The sequence below is a fragment of the Streptomyces sp. NPDC088157 genome, from assembly GCF_044741545.1.
Taxonomy (GTDB): domain Bacteria; phylum Actinomycetota; class Actinomycetes; order Streptomycetales; family Streptomycetaceae; genus Streptomyces.
Map to the genome: position 1 here is coordinate 285,230 of NZ_JBIUSU010000002.1, position 18,547 is coordinate 303,776.

The 18,547-nt window shown below is 71.5% G+C and carries 19 protein-coding genes; 5 read left to right on the forward strand and 14 right to left on the reverse strand.

The genetic code is table 11. The features are described 5' to 3' along the window. Window positions 1-7: 7 nt before the first annotated feature. From ACIPFH_RS07625 to ACIPFH_RS07660, 8 genes are all read right to left on the reverse strand, one after another. Window positions 8-247, reverse strand: coding sequence for a hypothetical protein (locus ACIPFH_RS07625; RefSeq protein ID WP_020131415.1), 240 nt, complete (start codon window positions 245-247; stop codon window positions 8-10). Continuing rightward, complete coding sequence (gene gatA / locus ACIPFH_RS07630; protein WP_401824163.1) at window positions 244-1,746, reverse strand: Asp-tRNA(Asn)/Glu-tRNA(Gln) amidotransferase subunit GatA; 1,503 nt, start codon at window positions 1,744-1,746, stop codon at window positions 244-246. Before gatA ends, ACIPFH_RS07625 begins: the two co-directional genes overlap by 4 nt. Before the next feature lie 5 nt (window positions 1,747-1,751). Further along, on the reverse strand, window positions 1,752-2,048 hold the full coding sequence (gatC, locus tag ACIPFH_RS07635; protein ID WP_007384860.1) for an Asp-tRNA(Asn)/Glu-tRNA(Gln) amidotransferase subunit GatC: 297 nt from the start codon (window positions 2,046-2,048) through the stop codon (window positions 1,752-1,754). 190 nt (window positions 2,049-2,238) lie between these two features. Beyond that, the gene (locus ACIPFH_RS07640; RefSeq protein WP_401824164.1) at window positions 2,239-4,494 is read right to left on the reverse strand and encodes a putative bifunctional diguanylate cyclase/phosphodiesterase; all 2,256 of its coding nucleotides are present in this window, start codon (window positions 4,492-4,494) and stop codon (window positions 2,239-2,241) included. 268 nt (window positions 4,495-4,762) lie between these two features. Beyond that, entirely contained in the window at window positions 4,763-6,955 is a 2,193-nt protein-coding gene (ligA, locus tag ACIPFH_RS07645) for an NAD-dependent DNA ligase LigA (RefSeq protein ID WP_401824166.1), read from the reverse strand. A gap of 15 nt (window positions 6,956-6,970) precedes the next feature. Beyond that, complete coding sequence (locus tag ACIPFH_RS07650; RefSeq protein WP_356254989.1) at window positions 6,971-7,972, reverse strand: methionine synthase; 1,002 nt, start codon at window positions 7,970-7,972, stop codon at window positions 6,971-6,973. A gap of 50 nt (window positions 7,973-8,022) precedes the next feature. After that, on the reverse strand, window positions 8,023-8,721 hold the full coding sequence (locus ACIPFH_RS07655; protein ID WP_401824168.1) for an SDR family oxidoreductase: 699 nt from the start codon (window positions 8,719-8,721) through the stop codon (window positions 8,023-8,025). A 17-nt stretch (window positions 8,722-8,738) separates the two neighbouring features. After that, a complete protein-coding gene (locus ACIPFH_RS07660) occupies window positions 8,739-9,278 on the reverse strand; it encodes a TIGR00730 family Rossman fold protein (RefSeq protein ID WP_356254995.1) in 540 nt (179 codons plus the stop codon). 50 nt (window positions 9,279-9,328) lie between these two features. Between ACIPFH_RS07660 and ACIPFH_RS07665 the strand changes: the two genes are divergently transcribed. Beyond that, window positions 9,329-9,682 (forward strand): DUF427 domain-containing protein, encoded by a 354-nt coding sequence (locus tag ACIPFH_RS07665; protein ID WP_401824170.1) that lies wholly within the window; start codon window positions 9,329-9,331, stop codon window positions 9,680-9,682. 38 nt (window positions 9,683-9,720) lie between these two features. Next, complete coding sequence (locus ACIPFH_RS07670; RefSeq protein WP_401824172.1) at window positions 9,721-10,506, forward strand: alpha/beta fold hydrolase; 786 nt, start codon at window positions 9,721-9,723, stop codon at window positions 10,504-10,506. 3 nt (window positions 10,507-10,509) lie between these two features. Here ACIPFH_RS07670 and mnmA read toward each other — a convergent pair whose 3' ends face one another. Beyond that, entirely contained in the window at window positions 10,510-11,640 is a 1,131-nt protein-coding gene (gene mnmA, locus ACIPFH_RS07675) for a tRNA 2-thiouridine(34) synthase MnmA (protein ID WP_356255004.1), read from the reverse strand. 83 nt (window positions 11,641-11,723) lie between these two features. Here mnmA and ACIPFH_RS07680 point away from each other — a divergent pair, with 83 nt between their 5' ends. Together ACIPFH_RS07680 and ACIPFH_RS07685 are read left to right on the forward strand one after the other, a co-directional pair. Continuing rightward, on the forward strand, window positions 11,724-12,383 hold the full coding sequence (locus ACIPFH_RS07680) for an N-acetylmuramoyl-L-alanine amidase (protein WP_401824174.1): 660 nt from the start codon (window positions 11,724-11,726) through the stop codon (window positions 12,381-12,383). 376 nt (window positions 12,384-12,759) lie between these two features. Further along, window positions 12,760-14,343 carry a multicopper oxidase family protein gene (locus ACIPFH_RS07685; protein WP_401824175.1) on the forward strand — a complete coding sequence of 528 codons (1,584 nt, stop codon included), beginning with the start codon at window positions 12,760-12,762 and terminating at the stop codon, window positions 14,341-14,343. A gap of 141 nt (window positions 14,344-14,484) precedes the next feature. On the opposite strand, the gene ACIPFH_RS07690 is transcribed toward ACIPFH_RS07685, so the two are convergent. The 3 genes from ACIPFH_RS07690 to ACIPFH_RS07700 are packed head-to-tail and all read right to left on the reverse strand — an operon-like array spanning window position 14,485 to window position 16,177. Continuing rightward, window positions 14,485-15,648 (reverse strand): cysteine desulfurase family protein, encoded by a 1,164-nt coding sequence (locus ACIPFH_RS07690; RefSeq protein ID WP_401824177.1) that lies wholly within the window; start codon window positions 15,646-15,648, stop codon window positions 14,485-14,487. A gap of 60 nt (window positions 15,649-15,708) precedes the next feature. Then, complete coding sequence (locus ACIPFH_RS07695) at window positions 15,709-15,975, reverse strand: DUF4190 domain-containing protein (protein WP_401824179.1); 267 nt, start codon at window positions 15,973-15,975, stop codon at window positions 15,709-15,711. Window positions 15,976-16,009: 34 nt separating this feature from the next. Next, complete coding sequence (locus ACIPFH_RS07700) at window positions 16,010-16,177, reverse strand: hypothetical protein (RefSeq protein WP_356255016.1); 168 nt, start codon at window positions 16,175-16,177, stop codon at window positions 16,010-16,012. 122 nt (window positions 16,178-16,299) lie between these two features. Between ACIPFH_RS07700 and ACIPFH_RS07705 the strand changes: the two genes are divergently transcribed. Next, complete coding sequence (locus ACIPFH_RS07705; RefSeq protein WP_401824181.1) at window positions 16,300-16,926, forward strand: TetR family transcriptional regulator; 627 nt, start codon at window positions 16,300-16,302, stop codon at window positions 16,924-16,926. Between the two features lie 83 nt (window positions 16,927-17,009). On the opposite strand, the gene ACIPFH_RS07710 is transcribed toward ACIPFH_RS07705, so the two are convergent. After that, window positions 17,010-17,399, reverse strand: a complete 390-nt coding sequence (locus ACIPFH_RS07710) for a hypothetical protein (RefSeq protein WP_401824183.1) — start codon at window positions 17,397-17,399, stop codon at window positions 17,010-17,012. Between the two features lie 217 nt (window positions 17,400-17,616). Further along, entirely contained in the window at window positions 17,617-18,498 is an 882-nt protein-coding gene (locus tag ACIPFH_RS07715; RefSeq protein WP_401824185.1) for a thioesterase family protein, read from the reverse strand. Between the last annotated feature and the right edge of the window lie 49 nt (window positions 18,499-18,547).

The following is an 18,547-nucleotide window of genomic DNA, read 5'->3' on the forward strand; positions in this document are numbered from 1 at the left end:
TTCCCTCTCAGCCCAGCAGGACGTCGTCGTCGCCCAGCCGCTTCAGCTCGCGATACAGGATGGCGAGGCCGGTGACGATGGCGACGGCGGACACGGTGGCGTCGATCAGGACCAGCGTGTCCTTCTCGGCGCGGGCCTTCTTGAGCCGCTTGGCGACGCCGAACGCGCCGAACGCGGTCCCGGCGATGGACAGGTACGTACCGGACTTGGACTTCTTGAAGCCCTTGGCCTTGTTCAGTGCGCTCACAGCGACGGAGCCTCCTCGAGAAGCGGGTGACCCCACCTTTCCACGAAGGCGGCCTCGACGGCGGCGCCGACCTTGTACAGCCGGTCGTCCTTCAGCGCCGGGGCGATGATCTGCAGGCCGACCGGAAGGTTGTCCTCCGGGGCGAGACCGCAGGGCAGCGACATGGCCGCGTTGCCCGCGAGGTTGGTCGGGATGGTGCACAGGTCAGCCAGGTACATCGCCATCGGGTCGTCGGCCCGCTCGCCGATCGCGAAGGCGGTGGTCGGCGTCGTGGGCGACACGATCACGTCGACCTGCTCGAAGGCCTTCTCGAAGTCCCGCGTGATGAGCGTGCGGACCTTCTGCGCCGAGCCGTAGTAGGCGTCGTAGTAGCCGGAGCTCAGCGCGTAGGTGCCGAGCATGATGCGGCGCTTGACCTCGGGGCCGAAGCCCGCCTCACGGGTGAGGGAGGTGACCTCCTCCGCCGAGTGGGCGCCGTCGTCGCCGGTGCGCAGGCCGTAGCGCAGGCCGTCGAAGCGGGCGAGGTTGGACGAGCACTCGGAGGGCGCGATCAGGTAGTACGCCGACAGGGCGAGGTCGAAGGACGGGCAGTCCAGCTCGACGATCTCGGCGCCCAGTTCCTTCAGCAGCGCGACGGACTCGTCGAACCGCTGGATGACGCCGGCCTGGTAGCCCTCGCCGCGGAACTGCTTCACGACGCCGACGCGCATGCCCTCGACGCTGCCGTTGCGGGCGGCCTCGACGACCGGCGGGACGGGCGCGTCGATGGACGTGGAGTCCAGCGGGTCGTGCCCGGCGATGACCTCGTGCAGGAGCGCCGCGTCCAGGACCGTACGGGCGCAGGGGCCGCCCTGGTCGAGGGAGGACGAGAAGGCCACCATGCCGTACCGCGAGACCGCGCCGTAGGTCGGCTTCACGCCGACCGTGCCGGTGACGGAGGCCGGCTGGCGGATGGAGCCGCCGGTGTCGGTGCCGATGGCGAGGGGCGCCTGGAAGGAGGCCAGCGCGGCGGAGGAACCGCCGCCGGAACCGCCGGGGATCTTGGTGAGGTCCCAGGGGTTGCCGGTCGGGCCGTAGGCGCTGTTCTCGGTGCTCGACCCCATGGCGAACTCGTCCATGTTGGTCTTGCCGAGGATGACGACGTCGGCGGCCTTCAGCCGCTTGGTGAGCGTCGCGTCGTACGGCGGGATCCAGCCCTCGAGGATCTTCGAACCGACGGTGGTCGGGATGCCCTCGGTGGTGAAGATGTCCTTGAGCGCGAGCGGGACGCCGGCCAGGGGGCCGAGCTTCTCGCCCCTGGCCCGCTTCTCGTCGACGGCGCGTGCCTGCGCCAGGGCGCCTTCGCGGTCGACGTGCAGGAAGGCGTGGACCTTCTCGTCGACGGCCTCGATGCGCGCCAGGTGCGCCTCGGCGACCTGGACGGCCGTGAGCTCGCCCGAGGCGATCTTCGCGGCGGTCTCGGCGGCCGTGAGCTTGATGATGTTGACGTTGTCCGTCATGGCGGTTAGTCCTCCCCCAGGATCTGCGGCACCTTGAAACGCTGCTGCTCCTGGGCCGGGGCGCCGGAGAGCGCCTGCTCGGGGGTGAGCGACGGACGGACCTCGTCCGCCCGCATGACGTTCGTCAGCGGGAGCGGGTGCGAGGTCGGCGGTACGTCTTGGTCGGCGACCTCGCTGACGCGGGCGACCGCGCCGATGATGTCGTCCAGCTGTCCCGCGAAGTGTTCGAGCTCTTCGGGCTTCAGCTCCAGACGCGCCAGCCGGGCGAGGTGGGCGACCTCCTCGCGCGTGATGCCAGGCATGCGGCGTTCCTCTGGGGTGGAGTGAGTGAGTGTGTGGTTTGGCCCAATCCTAGGGTGCGGGGCGGCATACCCGTGAAACGGTGCGGCTCGCTTCCCGGGTTCTCACCGGCAGACCTCGGCTCCGGCGCCCCTGCCGAGCCTCGGCGCACGGGAACGGGCGAACGGGTGAACGTGCGGGCGGAGGGGCCGGCTACTCGTCGGACGCCGCTGCCGGCAGGGCCGCCGCGGGGCGTTGCCAGCCGCGTGAACCGCGGGCCCGCAGCCAGGCCGTCGTCTCCTCCGGGGGCATCGCCGCGGCCACCAGCCAGCCCTGGACGGCGTCGCAGCCCAGGTCGCGCAGGCGCTCCCAGGTCTCGTCGTCCTCGACTCCCTCGGCGACGACCAGCAGCCCCAGCGAGTGCGCGAGGTCGACCGTGCAGCGCACGATCTCCGCGTCCTCGGTGTCGACGGCCAGCCGGGCCACGAAGGAGCGGTCGATCTTCAGCTCGCTCACCGGCAGCCGGCGCAGGTGCACGAGGGAGGAGTAGCCCGTTCCGAAGTCGTCCAGCGACATCTTCACGCCGTGCCCGGTCAGCGCGTTGAGGGTGTCGGCGGCGCGCTGCGGGTCCTCCAGGAGGACGTGTTCGGTTATCTCCAGTTGGAGCGCTCCCGCGGGCACTCCGTGCCGGGCCAGCCGGGCCGCGACGGAGCCGGCGAAACCCGGTGTGTGGACGTCGCGGGGGGAGACGTTGACCGCGACCGGCACGTACAGCCCCTGGGCCCGCCACCGCGCGACCTGGCCGAGCGCCGTGTCCAGCACGTACTCCGTCAGATGGGGCATCAGCCCGGAGGACTCGGCGATCGCTATGAACTCGTCCGGCGGTACCTTCCCGCGCTCCGGGTGCACCCAGCGGACCAGCGCCTCCAGCCCCGCCACCTGCCCGTCGAAGCGGACCTTCGGCTGGTAGTGCAGCTGCACCTCGTGCGCGTCCAGCGCCCGGCGCAGGTCGCCCAGCAGTCCGAGCCGGTCGGGGGTGTTGGAGTCGCGCTTGGACTCGTACACCTCGACGCCCGTACGGTCCCGCTTGGCCTGGTACATCGCCACGTCGGCCCGGCGGAGCATGCCCTCCGCGTCGAGGGCGTGGTCGGGGAAGACGGCGACGCCGGCGCTGGCCTCCAGGACGAGGGTGAGCCCGTCGAGATCGAGCGGTGAGCTGAGGCCGGCGACCAGTGCGCGGGCGATCCTCGACGCCGAGGTCGTGGAGTCGGCGACGGGCAGTAAGACGGCGAACTCGTCCCCGCCGAGCCGCGCGACCTCCGCCCCGCGCGGAAGGGCGAGCCGTAGCCGCTCGGCTATCTGGAGGAGCAGCCGGTCACCGGCGAGATGACCGAGGGTGTCGTTGACCGAGCGGAAGCGGTCGAGGTCGATCAGCATCAGTGCGGCCCGGGCGCCTATGCGCTCGGCGTCGTCCAGGGCGGTCCAGATGCGCTCCAGGAGCCACTGGCGGTTGGGCAGCCCGGTGAGCGGGTCGCGCAGTTGCTCCTCGGCACGGGCGCGGGCCATCCACAGGGTGGAGTCGAGGGCGATGAGCGGGATGGCGAAGAGCGGCAGCAGGATCGGCTTGGCGACGGCCACCACGCAGATCAGCGGTGCTATACCCAGCAGGGCGACCGCGACCAGGCCCTGTCGGACCAGGGCGGTACGGGCGACGGTGGGCAGTCCGCCGACGCGCGGGGCGTGCAGATACCAGAGCAGGACACGGGTGACCGCGAGGTAGGCGACGGCCACCAGGACCACCTGGGGGCCGGTGTAGACCGTCCACGAGTCGGGGGTCCAGGGATGCTCCACGGACGGTATCCGTCCGCAGGCGGCGAGCAGCAGCGCGCCCGCGCCGATGCCGAGGATGTCCACCGCGCCGTGCAGGACGCCCTGCCGCCAGCGGTGGCGCCGGGCTATGCCGACCAGGACGACGACGGTGAGGCTGACCAGTCCGGCCGGCACCCAGCCGTACAGCAGCAGGACGGCGAGGGTGAGGGCGGCGCCGGAGCCGGTGCCGCCCCACCAGCGGGCGCGGCCGAGCAGGACCAGGTGGCCGACGACGACGCCGGCCAGGACGGCCAGGGCCCAGCCGGTCGTGTCGGACGGGAAGAGCGCGTGGTGGCCGGTGAACGCGCCGTAGAAGCCGGCGCCGAGGGCGAAGGCGGCCGCGGAGATGACGGTCGCGGGCAGCGCGGGCCAGGACAGGGGCCGGTCGGCTTCGGTGTCGGGCAGTCCCGGATGCGGGGCGGAGGAGACGCGGGTGTCCAGGACGGGATGCGGCGCGGTGAGGGGCGCGGTGTGCGGCTGGTAGGCCTCCGCGCCCGGATGTCGCCCGGAGCGCTCGGTCCACCGGCTTCCCCACCAGACGCCGGCGACCCGGCGTCGGCGCAGCCGTGCGTCCGGGGCGGCGCTCTCGGTCGGTTCCATTCCCGTCCCTCTCACAGCCGGCGGTGCCCACGCCACGCGGCCCGTTGCCCGACAACCCCGGGCGGCGCCGCGGTGGAGAACCCTTCCCCCTGCTCACCCGGAGCACGGGGATGCCCCGACCGCAGCTGGGCACGGCAGGCGCACGTCTCAACAGTAGGCCGCGGACGGCTTCCACGGGCAGCGGTCGTCGACGGTTGCCCGAATGCGCCCCGGCCACCCGTATGCATCTGGTATGCGCCGATCGGGTGGCCTTCAACCGCCACTCTCGCTACTCCTCGGTCGGAAGGGCCACTTCGGCCGCCGCCTCGGGACCCTGTTCCAGCAGGACGGTGAAGCCGTCCTCGTTCAGAACCGGAACCTTGACCTGCATCGCCTTGTCGTATTTCGATCCAGGATTGTCACCCACAACGACGAAAGATGTCTTCTTCGAAACCGAACCGGTCACTTTCGCCCCACGGCTCTGGAGGGCGTCCTTGGCGCCGTCGCGGGTGAAGTGTTCGAGAGTGCCGGTGACGACGACCGTCAGTCCCTCGAGGGGACGCGGCCCCTCGTCCTCTCCGGAGCCCTCCTCCTCCATCCGGACTCCGGCGGCCCTCCATTTGCGCAGGATCTCCTGGTGCCACTCCTCGGCGAACCACTCCTTGAGCGAGGCCGCGATGATGGCGCCGACCCCGTCGGTCGCCGCCAGCTCCTGCTCCGACGCCTGCTCGATCCGCTCGATCGAACGGAACTCGCGGGCCAGCGCCTCGGCCGCGACCGGTCCGACGTGACGGATCGACAGGCCGGTGAGGATGCGCGCCAGCGGGCGTTCCTTGGCGGCCGCGATGGTCTCCAGCATGGCGAGCGCGTTCTTCTTCGGCTCGCCCTGCTGGTTGGCGAAGACCGTGGCGATCTTCTCCTCGCCCGTCTTCGGGTCCCGCTTGGGCAGACCGCTGTCCTGGTCGAGGACGTACGCCCGGATGGGCAGCAGCCGGTCGATGGTGAGGTCGAAGAGGTCGCCCTCGTCACGCAGCGGCGGATCGGCCGGCTCCAGCGGATTGGTGAGGGCGGCCGCGGCGACGTAACCGAAGTGGTCGATGTCCAACGCCCTGCGGCCGGCCAGGTAGAACACCCGCTCGCGCAACTGGGCAGGACAGGTGCGGGCGTTGGGGCACCGCAGATCGATGTCACCCTCCTTCATCGGCCGCAGCACCGCCCCGCACTCCGGGCACTCGGACGGCATCACGAACTCGCGCTCGCTGCCGTCGCGCAGGTCGACGACCGGGCCGAGGATCTCCGGGATCACGTCACCGGCCTTGCGCAGCACCACGGTGTCGCCGATCAGAACTCCCTTGGCCTTGACGACCTCCTGGTTGTGCAGGGTGGCGAACTCGACCTCGGAGCCCGCCACCGTGACCGGCTCGACCTGGGCGTACGGCGTCACGCGGCCGGTACGGCCGACGCCCACGCGGATGTTGACGAGCTTGGTGTTGACCTCCTCCGGCGCGTACTTGTAGGCGATCGCCCACCGGGGGGCGCGGGCCGTGGAGCCGAGCCGCCCCTGGAGACGGATCTCGTCGAGCTTGACGACCACGCCGTCGATCTCGTGCTCCACCGAATGCCGGTGCTCGCCGTAGTACGCGATGAACGCCCGTACCCCGTCGAGGTCGCCGACCACCTTGTTGTGCGGGGAGGTGGGCAGACCCCAGGTCCTGAGGAGGTCGTAGGCCTCGGACAGCCGGTTGAGGCCCTCGTAGCCCTCGAGCGCGCCGATGCCGTGCACGACCATGTGCAGCGGACGGGAGGCGGTGACCCGCGGGTCCTTCTGGCGCAGTGAACCGGCCGCCGCGTTGCGCGGGTTGGCGAAGGGCTTGTCGCCCGCCTCGACCAGACGGGCGTTCAGCTCCTCGAACTTCTCCATCGGGAAGTAGACCTCGCCTCGGATCTCCACCAGCGACGGGACCCCGTCGCCCGTGAGACGGTCGGGGATCTCCGCGATGGTGCGCACGTTGGGCGTGATGTCCTCGCCCGTACGGCCGTCCCCCCGGGTCGCCGCGCGCGTGAGACGGCCGTTCTCGTAGGTGAGGTTGACGGCGAGACCGTCGACCTTGAGCTCGCACAGGAAGTGGTACGCCGCGGTGCCCACGTCCTTGTGGACGCGCTCGGCCCACGCGGCGAGCTCCAGGTCGTCGAAGGCGTTGTCGAGCGAGAGCATGCGCTCGCGGTGCTGGACGGCCGTGAACTCCGTGGCGTACGCGCCCGCGACCTTCTGGGTCGGCGAGTCGGGCGTGCGCAGCTCGGGATGCTCCTCCTCCAGCGCCTCCACGGCACGCAGGAGCCTGTCGAACTCGGCGTCGCTGATGACGGGAGCGTCCTTCACGTAGTACCGGAAGCGGTGCTCCTCGATCTGCTCAGCCAGCTGCGCGTGCTTCTCCCGTGCCTCGCTGGGCACCGTCGTCTCCGCTTGCCTGTCGCCGGCCACCGTGTCGTCCTCCCGTCACTCAGGGTTGTCCGCGAGGGATCTCGCCGCCCGGACGCAGTGGGCGAGGGCCTCGCGCGCGTACGCGGGGGAAGCCCCCGCGAGGCCGCACGACGGCGTGAGCGTGACCGCCTCGGCGAGCAGCCCCGGCCGCAGCCCCAGCCTGCGCCACAGCGTCCTGACACCCATGACGCTACCGGCAGGGTCCGACAATGGGGTGTCCACGCCCGGCACGACACCGGCGAACAGCCGGGTACCCCCTTCCACCGCCTCACCGATCGTGTCGTCGTCACGCTCGGTGAGAAGCGAGAAGTCGAAGGAGACCGCCGCCGCGCCGGCCCGGCGCAGCAGGGCGAACGGGACGTCCGCAGCGCAGGAGTGGACCACGACGGGGCCGTCGCCGTGCACCTCGACGACCTCCCGGAGGGTGGCCTCCACGACCTGCCGGTCGACGGCGCGGTGGGTGTGGTAGCCGCTGGCGGTCTTCACCTGGCCGCGAAGGACGGCGGTGAGGGAGGGTTCGTCGAGCTGGAGCACGACCCGCGCGCCGGGCAGGCGGCGGCGCACCTCGTCGAGATGGAGGCGCAGACCCTCGGCGAGGGAGCCGGCGAGGTCGCGGCGGGCGCCGTGGTCGGAGAGCACCGACTGGCCGTTCTTCAGCTCCAGCGCGGCGGCGAGGGTCCAGGGCCCGACGGCCTGCACCTTCACCTGGCCCTCGTAGCCCTGGGTGAACTCCTCCAGGGCGTCGAGGTCCTGCCCGAGCCAGGACCGGGCCCGTTTGGTGTCCCGCCCCGGCCGGTCGCCGATCCGCCAGCCGCTGGGTTCCACGCGTGCGTACAGCTCGACGAGCATCCCGGCGGTGCGGCCGATCATGTCGGCGCCGGGGCCGCGGGCCGGCAGCTCGGCGAGAAACGGGAAGTCCTCGAAGGACCCGGTGGCGGCCCTGGCGGCCTCGCGGGCGTCACCGCCGGGCAGGGAGCCGACGCCGGTGGCGGGGCCGAAACTGAAGTGTGCGTTCACGAGTGAAGCCTACGTACGCGCGAAAGCGCGTCCCGTCCGCGCGGGGGACATCACCGCCCGGGCCGCACCGTCAGGTCGTTGACCTCGGCGTCCCGGGGCAGGTCGATCGCCATCAGGATCGTCGTCGCGACCGACTCGGGGTCGATCCACTCCCCCGGCTCGTACTCCTTGCCCTCCTGCTGGTGGACCTTGGCCTGCATGGGACTGGCGGTGCGGCCGGGATAGACGGAGGTGACGCGGACGCCGTTGTCGTGCTCCTCGGCGCGCAGTGCGTCCGCCAGCGCCTTCAGACCGTGCTTGGAGGCGGCGTACGCGGACCAGTCGGCGCTCGCCCGCAGGCCCGCTCCGGAGTTCACGAAGAGCACGTGCCCCCGGGTGGCCCGGAGTTGGGGCAGGAAGTGGCGGGTCAGCTCCGCCGGGGCGATCAGGTTGACGTCGAGCTGGTGGCGCCAGGACTTCGGGGTCAGGTCGCCGACCGGGCCCAGGTCGACCACGCCGGCGATGTGCAGGAGGGTGTCCACCCGGTCGGGGAGCGTCTGGTGGGAGAAGGCCCAGCTCAGCTTGGAGGGCTCGGCAAGGTCGCCGACCAGGGTCCGGGCCCCGGGAAACTCCGCCGCGAGGTCCTTCGCGCGGCCCGCGTCGCGCGCGTGCAGCACGAGTTCGTCCCCGCGCGCGTGCAGACGGCGGGCGACGGCCGCGCCGATGCCGGAACCGGCGCCGGTGATCACATGAGTAGCCATGCCCGCCATGCTCGCATCACCAGGGGTTACGCGATGCCCTGGCTCTCCTCGAGGTAGGCCAGGGCCCCCACCGGCTCCTCCGCGAAGAACACCAGGTCGGTGAGAGGCCGGGGCAGGAAGCCCTCGTCCTCCATGCGCCGGAACTGCTCCTTGAGGCCGTCGTAGAAGCCCGCGGTGTTGAGCAGCACGACCGGCTTGTCGGTGTGTCCGTGCTTCTTCAGCTCGAGGATCTCGGTCGCCTCGTCCAGCGTCCCGGTCCCACCGACCATGATCACGACCGCGTCGGACTTCTCCAGGAGGAGCCGCTTCCTCTCGGCCAGGTCCCGCGCGACGACCATCTCGTCGGCCCCGGCCCGCGCCTTGGCGGCGAGGAAGTCGACCGACACCCCGCACAGCCGGCCGCCCGCCTCCTGCACGCCGTCCGCGACCACCTTCATCAGGCCGACGTCGGAACCGCCCCACACCAGGGTGTGGCCGCCCTTGCCGAGCAGTTCGGCGAACTCGCGCGCGGGACGGGTGTAGCGGGCGTCGAGATCGGCGGCGGAGAGGAAGACACAGATACGCATGGAGTCACCGTACGCGGGAAGAACCGGGCCTTCGCGCGTGCTGTTCCGGCATGACCCGAGGACACACGATCACGATCGATCAGGGCGACCGGCACATCAGGGTCGTCCACGGGGGCCACGTGCTGGCCGAGTCCGACCGGGCGCTCGCCCTGCGCGAGACCGGCTGTCCGGTGCGGTACTACATCCCCGCCGAGGACGTACGGCTCGACCTCCTGACCCCCTCCGACACCCACACGTACTGCCCCTTCAAGGGAACGGCGTCCTACTGGTCGCTGCCGGACGCGGCGGACCTCGCCTGGGCCTATCCCGACCCGAAGCCGGACGTCGCCGAGATCAAGGACCACCTGTGCTTCTACGAAGTGGAGGTCTCGGAGGCGGAAGTGCCGCAAGCGGAGGTGTCGTAGGCCGATGACCGCCGTGCCGTGCGGCAGTCTGCATGGGCATGGACAAGAAGACCATTTCGCGCGACGGCACCGAACTCGCGTACGCACGCGCCGGGCAGGGCCCCGCGGTCATCCTGGTGAGCGGGGCGATGTCCACGGGCGGCACCATGGCGCCCCTGGCCGCCCTGCTCGCGGACCGCTTCACGGTCCTCCGCCACGACCGCCGGGGGCGTGGCGAGAGCGGTGACACGGCGCCGTACGCGGTGGAGCGCGAGGTCGAGGACCTGGCGGCCCTCATCGACGCGGCAGGCGGCGAGGCGGCGCTGTACGGCGTCTCCTCGGGCGGCGCGCTGGTGCTGGAGGCGGCGGCCGCCGGTCTGCCGGTGCGGCGGGTGGCCGTGTACGAGACGCCGTACGCCCTGGACGAGGAGGGCTCGCAGGGGCGCGCCGAGTACACCGCGAGCCTCACCGAGGCGCTCGCGCAGGGGCGGCGCGGGGACGCCGTCGAGCTGTTCCTGCGGCTGACGGGGCTGGCCGAGGAGATGATCCGCGGCGCCCGTCAGTCGCCGATGTGGGCGGGCATGGAGGCCATCGCGCCGACCCTCGCCCACGACGACAGCGTCATGGGCGGGGGGCTGGTGCCACGGGAGCGGCTGGCCTCGATCACCGTCCCGGTGCTGGCGGTCGCCGGCGAGGCGAGTCCACCGTGGCTGCGCGAGGCCGTACGCGCCGTCGCGGACGCGGTCCCCGACGGCACGTACCGCACGCTCGAAGGCCAGACCCACATGGTGGACCCGAACGTGCTCGCGCCGGTGCTGGCGGAGTTCTTCGGGCGGGAGGAGTGACGGTCAGGCCACCCCGGCCGCCGTCCGCACGGTGGCCGCGATCGTCGCCGAGCCCACCACGCGCGTGTCGTCGTACAGCACGATCGCCTGGCCCGGGGCCACGCCCCGGACGGGCTCCGTGAAGGTGACCTCCAGGTGACCGTCGACGAGTTCGGCGGTCACCTCGGTCTCGCCGCCGTGGGCACGCAGCTGCGCCGTGTAGGTGCCGGGGCCGGTCGGGGCGGCGCCGCACCAGCGGGGCTTGATCGCGGTCAGGGCGCCGACGTCGAGGGAGGCGGCCGGGCCGACCGTCACCGTGTTGTTCACCGGGGAGATGTCGAGGACGTAGCGCGGCTTGCCGTCGGCGGCCGGTGTGCCGATCCGCAGCCCCTTGCGCTGGCCGATGGTGAAGCCGTACGCGCCCTCGTGGGTGCCCACCTTCGCGCCGGACTCGTCGACGATGTCGCCCTCCGCCCTGCCCAGCCGATTCGCGAGGAAGCCCTGGGTGTCGCCGTCGGCGATGAAGCAGATGTCGTGGGAGTCGGGCTTCTTCGCGACCGCCAGGCCGCGGCGCTCGGCCTCCGCGCGGATCTCGTCCTTCGTGGTGAGCGTGTCCCCGAGCGGGAACAGGGCGTGCGCCAGCTGCCGGTCGTCCAGGACCCCGAGGACGTACGACTGGTCCTTGGCCATGTCGGAGGCGCGGTGCAGCTCGCGCGTACCGTCCTCGCGGACCAGCACCTTGGCGTAGTGGCCCGTGCACACCGCGTCGAAGCCCAGGGCGAGCGCCTTGTCGAGCAGCGCGGCGAACTTGATCTTCTCGTTGCAGCGCAGACACGGGTTGGGGGTGCGGCCGGCCTCGTACTCGGCGACGAAGTCGTCGACGACGTCCTCGCGGAAGCGGTCGGCCAGGTCCCAGACGTAGAACGGGATGCCGATGACGTCGGCGGCGCGGCGGGCGTCGCGGGAGTCCTCGATGGTGCAACAGCCTCGCGCGCCGGTGCGGAACGACTGCGGGTTCGCGGAGAGCGCGAGGTGGACGCCGGTCACGTCGTGGCCGGCTTCGGCGGCGCGGGCGGCGGCGACGGCGGAGTCGACGCCGCCGGACATGGCGGCGAGTACGCGAAGGGGGCGGGAGCGCTGCGAGGTCTCAGTCATAACCCTTCCAGGGTACGGGTCGTCGGGAACCGCAGCCCGCGAGTATCCGTTGACGATCACGAGGGGCGAGGAAGGGCACGGACATGGGGGAGAAGAAGAGCGACTCCGACCGGCGGATCGGGCGGCGCGCCCTGCTGATCGGCGGGGCGGCGGCCGCCGTCGGCACCGGAGTGCTGGCGCGTGACGAACTGGCGCGGTTGTACTGGCGGCTGCCGGGCGTGCGCAGGCAGCGGGTGGAGGGAGCCGTGGACTTCCGGGGCGCCCGGTGGGTGCCGGCGTCGGACGCGAACTTCCGCTGGGCGGACCGGCCGGACGACTACGGGATCGACATGGTCGTCGTCCATGTCACACAGGGCGACCTCGACAGCGCGGTGAAGGCGTTCGAGGACCCGGGCCACCGTGCGGCCGCGCACTACATCGTCGGCAAGGACGGGCACGTCACGCAGATGGTCCGGGAGCTGGACGTGGCGTACCACGCGGGCAACCGCGCGTACAACGAGCGCAGTGTCGGCATCGAGCACGAGGGCTTCGTGGACCGGCCCAAGGACTTCACCGACGCCATGTACGCCGCCTCCGCCCGGCTGACCGCGGGGATATGCCGTCGGTACGACATACCCGTCGACCGCGAGCACATCATCGGGCACGTGGAGGTGCCGGGAACGGACCACACCGATCCGGGCGAGCACTGGGACTGGGACCGGTATCTGCCGCTGGTGCGGAAGGCGCTGACCGTCGCCGCATGACGGTTGCCGGTCGCCGGTCGCCGGTCGCCGGTTGCCGGTTGCCGGTTGCCGGTTGCCGGTTGCCGGTTGCCGCATGGTCCGTGCCCCGTGCCCCGTGCCTCGCCGTGCCCCGCACACCGTGACGATCTGCCACCGGCCGGGCGCACCAGACATCCACTGTGACTCAAGTCACACACGCGCGTCATCGTGAACGCTTCACGAGAGCCGTCCGCCCGATGTGTCCCGCGCCCGAACCTTGACCTGCGGGCCGGCCAACTTGGCTTTTCTTCAACCGAGTTGAGGGTCACGGTCGCCCACGGTGCCCCCACAGCCTCCCGGGCGCGTTCCTAAGTTCACCTCAGTCTTCACATAGCTCTTAGGTCAAGGCTCCACGCCCGTGACACACACCACAGAACCCGCCTCGAGCTCGGACCGGCAGGGCAGGGGCGCCCACGCCAGAGTCGGCCGGAACGGCAAGGACGAGCACTCGAAGGAGCCGAAGGGCACGGGCGGCAAGGGCCTGCACCGACGGAAGTTCCTCGGCGGGATGGTCGGGGCGGCCGGGCTGGCCGCCGTCGGAGCGGCCGGGGCGACCTTCTCCCTGCTGACCGGCGGCACCAGCAACAAGGCGTCCGCCGCCGACGCCACCGGCACCCTCACGATCCCCGACCTCCTGGAGGCCACCACCTCCGACGGCACCACCACCTACACCCTGACCGCGAAGACCGGCACCAGCGAGGTGCTCAGCGGGGTCACCAGCACCACCGCCGGCTACAACGGCTCGTACCTCGGTCCCACCATGAAGTGGACCAAGGGCGACACGGTCCTGATGAACTTCACCAACACCCTGGGCGCGGAGACCTCGGTCCACTTCCACGGCGCCCACATCCCGCCCAAGATGGACGGCGGCCCGCAGAACGCCTTCGCGGACGGCGTCACCTGGTCGCCCACCTTCGAGGTCCTCGACGAGGCCAAGACCCTCTGGTACCACCCGCACGCCCTGGGCACCACGGCCCAGCAGGTCGTCCACGGCCTGGCCGGGATGATCATCGTCGAGGACGACTCGGACGTCTCGGCCGCGCTGCCGAGCGAGTACGGCGTCGACGACATACCGATCGTCCTGCAGTGTCTGGCGGTCGACGGCACCGGCGACATCAAGTACGAGGCCGCCGGTTATCGCAGCTCCGGGGTCAGCTTCCCGGTGCTGGTCAACGGCACGAACGTCGACTCGACCACCCTCGGCTTCACGGCCACCAAGAAGCGCACCCGCTTCCGCGTCCTGAACGCCTCCCCCGCCGACATCATGACCGTCCAGCGCGGCGACGGCGGGACGCTCACCCAGATCGCCACCGACCAGGGCTACCTCACCGAGGCCACCGAGGTGACCACGATCCGGCTGGTGGCCGGTGGCCGGGCCGAGTTCGTCCTCGACCTCGAGGACGCGGTCACGCTGCAGGCCGTCGTCACCACCGGCTGGATCCGGGGCGGAAGCGGCACGTACGACTTCCTGACCGTCACCCCGGACGCCACCGACACGCCGGCCGACCTGCCGAGCTCGCTCAACACGATCACCCGGTACGACACGAGCGCCTTCACCGCGCGCACCATCACGCTCGGCCAGGGCACCGGCGGGACCATGACGATCAACGGCTCGGTGGGCACCACCATGGCCGGAATGGCGATGATCAGCACCACGCTGGACGCCGAGGAGATCTGGACGATCAAGAACAGTACGCAGCTGGAACACTCGTTCCATCTGCACGACGTGCCCTACCAGGTGATCGAGATCAACGGTGAGGCGCCGACCGGCGTCGACCTCGGCTGGTTCGACACCTTCGAGGTGGTCGGCGGCGGCTCCATCAAGATCGCGATGAAGTTCACCGACTTCACCGACGACACGTACATGTACATGCTCCACTGCCATCTGCTCCAGCACGAGGACGAGGGCATGATGGCGTCTCTCATGGTCACCAGCGGCTAGGTGTACCGACCCGCGGGGTTGTTCACGAGCAGGCTGCCGCCGGCGGTGGAAGTGCCGGCGGCAGCGCCCGACCCGACGCGTGCCGGGCCAGGTCCGTGGCCGGGGGGTCGGCGGCGGGAGGACCGCCGCCGGCCCCCCGCGTCACGTCAGCCCGGCGGCGCGCGCTCGTTCCACCGCCGGACCGATGACCTTGGCGACCGCCTCGACGTCGGCCTCGGTCGAGGTGTGGCCGAGGGAGAAGCGCAGGGTGCCGCGGGCCAGGTCGGGGTCGGTGCCGGTGGCGAGCAGGACGTGGCTGGGCTGTGCGACGCCCGCGGTGCAGGCCGACCCGGTGGAGCACTCGATGCCCTGGGCGTCGAGGAGCAGCAGCAGGGAATCGCCCTCGCAGCCCGGGAAGGTGAAGTGGGCGTTGGCCGGGAGCCGGTCCACGGGGTCCCCGCCGAGGATCGCGTCCGGGACGGCCGTACGAACCGCGTCGATCAGCGCGTCGCGCAGGGTACCGATCTCGCGGGCGAACCACTCGCGCTGCTCGGCGGCGAGGCGTCCGGCGACCGCGAAGGAGGCGATGGCGGGCACGTCGAGGGTGCCGGAGCGGACGTGGCGCTCCTGACCGCCGCCGTGCAGCACGGGTACGGGCGTGTGCTCGCGGCCGAGGAGGAGGGCCCCGATGCCGTAGGGGCCGCCGATCTTGTGGCCGGAGACCGTCATCGCGGCGAGACCGGAGGCGGCGAAGTCGACGGGGATCTGACCGAAGGCCTGGACCGCGTCGGCGTGCAGCGGGACGCCGAACTCGGCTGCCACGTCCGCCAGCTCACGGACCGGCAGGATCGTGCCGATCTCGTTGTTCGCCCACATGACGGTGGCCAGGGCCACGTCGTGGGGATCGCGGGCGATGGCGTCGCGGAGCGCTTCGGGATGAACCCGCCCGTAGGAGTCGACCGGCAGGTACTCGACCGTCGCGCCCTCGTGCTCGCCCAGCCAGTGGACGGCGTCGAGGACCGCGTGGTGCTCCACCGGGCTGGCCAGGACGCGGGTGCGGGCCGGGTCCGTGTCGCGGCGGGACCAGTACAGGCCCTTCACCGCGAGGTTGTCGGCCTCGGTGCCGCCGGAGGTGAGGACGACCTCGCTGGGGCGGGCGCCGAGCGCTTCCGCCAGGGTCTCCCGGGCTTCCTCGACCGTGCGGCGGGCCTGCCGGCCGGCTGCGTGGAGGGAGGAGGCGTTGCCGGTGATGCCCAGGTGCGCGGTGAGTGCCTCGACCGCCTCGGGGAGCATCGGCGTGGTCGCGGCGTGGTCGAGGTATGCCATGGTGACCCCGATTCTACGGGGGTGGGGTGGCGCGCCTCGATGCCAGGTGAGCCCGGGCGGTCAGAAGCTCCAGGAAATCGTGGAGTCCGCCTGCATGAACGCCACCAGGACCACGAGGTCGGCGATGCCCAGGGCCAGGCCCAGGTAGGCGCGCCCGCGGCGGGCCGTGCCGCGCCAGAGGGCGACCGCGGCCAGGATGATGGCGATCGGGCCGAGGAAGACGTTGAGGACGAGCAGGCCGACGAGGCCCAGGATGAACGACGCGACGGCCATGCCGTCGGTGTCCCGGACGCCGGTGCGGCGGGTGGCCGGTGCGGTGAGTTGCATGACGGGTCAGCTCCTGTGGATGGACGTGCGACGGTCAGTGGGTCGAGGTGTGCCGGCGGCGGCCGTGACGCTCGCGGAGCGCGAAGACGCCGAGCCAGGCGGCGATCACGGCGGCGGCGACCAGGGTGAAGGCGAACGGCGCATGGGCCACGGTGCCCATGACGAGGCCGAACAGCAGCAGAGCCGCGACTAGGAACAGCATGGGATCGGATCCCCCTCCGTAAAGTTTGGGTGAACAGTTGTGGTTACACTTGTTCACTGACTTTTGAGTCTAGCGTGTTCCCCGGCTTTTCAATTCCAGAGAACAGTTGTTAACTGGATGACATGAGTCACACCCTCGGCATCCGGCAGGCCCAGAAGCAGAAGACCCGGCAGGCGCTCATGGACGCGGCGTTGCTGCTGCTGGAGGAGCAGAGTCTGAGCAGCCTGGGCCTGCGTGAGGTCACCCGCGCCGTCGGGGTCGCCCCGACCGCCTTCTACCGGCACTTCCGCTCCACGGCGGATCTGGGCGTGGCCCTGGTCGAGGAGGCGCTGGGCAGCCTGCACCCGATGATCCGCACCACCGTGACCACGGCCGACACGAGCGAGGAACGCATCGCGCGCGCTGTCGAGTTGATCGCCGGTCACGTGAACGCGTACCCCGCTCACGTCCGTTTCATCGCGCGTGAGCGACATGGCGGAGTTCAGCCGGTGCGGGAGGCGATCCGGGACCAACTGGCCCGGTTCGCCGAGGAGGTGAAGACCGAACTGGCCAAGGACGAGGCGGCCGACGGCTGGAGCGACGACGACCTGCTGATGCTCTCGCACCTCTACGTCGACCAGATGCTCATCACCGCCTCGCTGTTCCTGGAGGCCCTGGAGGCCTCGCCGGAGGACCGGGACCGGATCAGCCGGCTCGCGGCCCGCCAGATGCGGCTCATCAGCATCGGCCGCCGCCACTGGACGGCCTGACCCGCGCACGGCACGCCCGCACAACACCGGAGCGGCGCACCCGGTTCCGAGTGCGCCGCCCCAGTGGGTGAACCGTCGATCGGTCAGCCCTGCTGCTGGGCCTGCTGCCCCTGGCCTCCGCCTCCACCCGGCCCCCCACAGCCGCCGCCCTGGCCGCCACCGGGGCCGCCCTGACCTCCGCCGCCGGGCCCGCCGCTCGGCATCCCCGTCGGGACACCGGTCGGCGTGCCGGTCGGGGCGCCCGTCGGCTGCCCCGAGGCGGCACCGGTCGGCGCACCCGACGGAGCCCCCGAGGGGGCGCCGCTCGGCATCCCCGAGGCGTTGCCGGAGGGCGGCCGGCAGGACTGCTGGGCGGACGTGCCGCTGTTCGACGAGGAGGAGTCGCCCGAGCCGCAGGCCACCAGGGCGAGGGGCGAGAGCGCCAGCAAAGCCACCGCGGGGGCGAGACGGACGGGCATCAGCGCACGCTTCATGAGAAACAGCTCCAGGGAGGATGAGGAGGTCCTGAGGCCGGAACTCAACCAACGGCGCTTAGGGGTTCCTTGAGTCCCCTCTGTCCCTCGCCTGTCAATCAGGTAAAACGCACCTCAAAGCAACTCGCTGACCAGGGAGTTCATCTCGGAGGGCCGGTCGGTGGGCTGGTACAGCTCCGTGACAGAGGCGGGCCCGTCCGGCTCGGACGGGAACCGTTCAGCCGAGCCGGGCCCGCGCCAACTGCCGTGACTGTGCGACGAGTCGGTCCGCGCTGTCCCAGACCTCGGCGTCCTCCTCCAGGAAGCCGCCCGCGAGGTTGCGGGTGGTGATGGAGACGCGCAGCGGGCCCGGAGCCGGACGGCAGCGGACATGCACCGTCAGCTCGACCGTGGGGACCCAGCCGCGCAGGCCGATCTCGAAGGCGGTGGGCGGCAGGGCGTCCACCGCGAGGAGGAGGGAGAGCGGGTCCGGGTCGCGGCCGTCCTTCAGGCCGAACCAGGCACGCATCTCGCCCTTGCCGGAGGGCTGTCCGAGCGCCCAGCCGAGGGTCGACGGGTCCAGCTTGAGCATCAGCCGGTCGGCGATGGCGGAGCTGCCGTCGACCGGCGCCGGCCCGTCGTCGGGGCCGAAGCACTGGTCCATCGGCGGGATCGCGGGCGGCTTCGCCGTCGTACGGACGTCGTCCGGCAGGCTGTCCAGATCGCCGTAGGAGGCGAGGACGCGGATGCGCTCGACCTCGGCGCCGTTCTCGTCGTACTGGAACAGCGAGGCCTGCCCGGTCGACAGGGTGCGGCCGGTGCGGACGACGTCCGTGCGGACGACCGCGGGGCCGGGCTGGGACGCCGTGAGGTAGTGCGCCGAGATCGTGAACGGGTCGCGGTGCGGGAGGGCGTCCCCGAGCGCGCGGCCGAGGACGGCGAGGAGGTAGCCGCCGTTGACCGCGCTGATGATCGTCCAGCCGGCCGAGAGGTCGATGTCGTAGACGCCGGGCGCGCGACGGGTGAGCGCGGTGTCGCGGTCGAACTCGCTGTCGCCGGTCGAGTCCGTGACGAGGGCGGTGGTGGCCCGCTCGGCCGCCGCGGTAGCTGCTTCTGGCATGACTGAACCGTACAACAGTTGATTACTAAGCGGTAGCTTTGGATGCTAC

What these genes read in the sequence shown, in the direction of transcription:
- gatC (WP_007384860.1), bottom strand. Translation starts at nt 2,048, where the DNA reads ATGCCTGGCATCACGCGCGAGGAGGTCGCCCACCTCGCCCGGCTGGCG.
- ACIPFH_RS07660 (WP_356254995.1), bottom strand. Translation starts at nt 9,278, where the DNA reads ATGCGTATCTGTGTCTTCCTCTCCGCCGCCGATCTCGACGCCCGCTAC.
- ACIPFH_RS07680 (WP_401824174.1), top strand. Translation starts at nt 11,724, where the DNA reads ATGGGGGAGAAGAAGAGCGACTCCGACCGGCGGATCGGGCGGCGCGCC.
- ACIPFH_RS07655 (WP_401824168.1), bottom strand. Translation starts at nt 8,721, where the DNA reads ATGGCGGGCATGGCTACTCATGTGATCACCGGCGCCGGTTCCGGCATC.
- ACIPFH_RS07690 (WP_401824177.1), bottom strand. Translation starts at nt 15,648, where the DNA reads ATGGCATACCTCGACCACGCCGCGACCACGCCGATGCTCCCCGAGGCG.
- ACIPFH_RS07695 (WP_401824179.1), bottom strand. Translation starts at nt 15,975, where the DNA reads ATGCAACTCACCGCACCGGCCACCCGCCGCACCGGCGTCCGGGACACC.
- mnmA (WP_356255004.1), bottom strand. Translation starts at nt 11,640, where the DNA reads ATGACTGAGACCTCGCAGCGCTCCCGCCCCCTTCGCGTACTCGCCGCC.
- ACIPFH_RS07710 (WP_401824183.1), bottom strand. Translation starts at nt 17,399, where the DNA reads ATGAAGCGTGCGCTGATGCCCGTCCGTCTCGCCCCCGCGGTGGCTTTG.
- ACIPFH_RS07700 (WP_356255016.1), bottom strand. Translation starts at nt 16,177, where the DNA reads ATGCTGTTCCTAGTCGCGGCTCTGCTGCTGTTCGGCCTCGTCATGGGC.
- ACIPFH_RS07705 (WP_401824181.1), top strand. Translation starts at nt 16,300, where the DNA reads ATGAGTCACACCCTCGGCATCCGGCAGGCCCAGAAGCAGAAGACCCGG.
- ACIPFH_RS07665 (WP_401824170.1), top strand. Translation starts at nt 9,329, where the DNA reads ATGACCCGAGGACACACGATCACGATCGATCAGGGCGACCGGCACATC.
- ACIPFH_RS07715 (WP_401824185.1), bottom strand. Translation starts at nt 18,498, where the DNA reads ATGCCAGAAGCAGCTACCGCGGCGGCCGAGCGGGCCACCACCGCCCTC.
- gatA (WP_401824163.1), bottom strand. Translation starts at nt 1,746, where the DNA reads ATGACGGACAACGTCAACATCATCAAGCTCACGGCCGCCGAGACCGCC.
- ACIPFH_RS07640 (WP_401824164.1), bottom strand. Translation starts at nt 4,494, where the DNA reads ATGGAACCGACCGAGAGCGCCGCCCCGGACGCACGGCTGCGCCGACGC.
- ACIPFH_RS07670 (WP_401824172.1), top strand. Translation starts at nt 9,721, where the DNA reads ATGGACAAGAAGACCATTTCGCGCGACGGCACCGAACTCGCGTACGCA.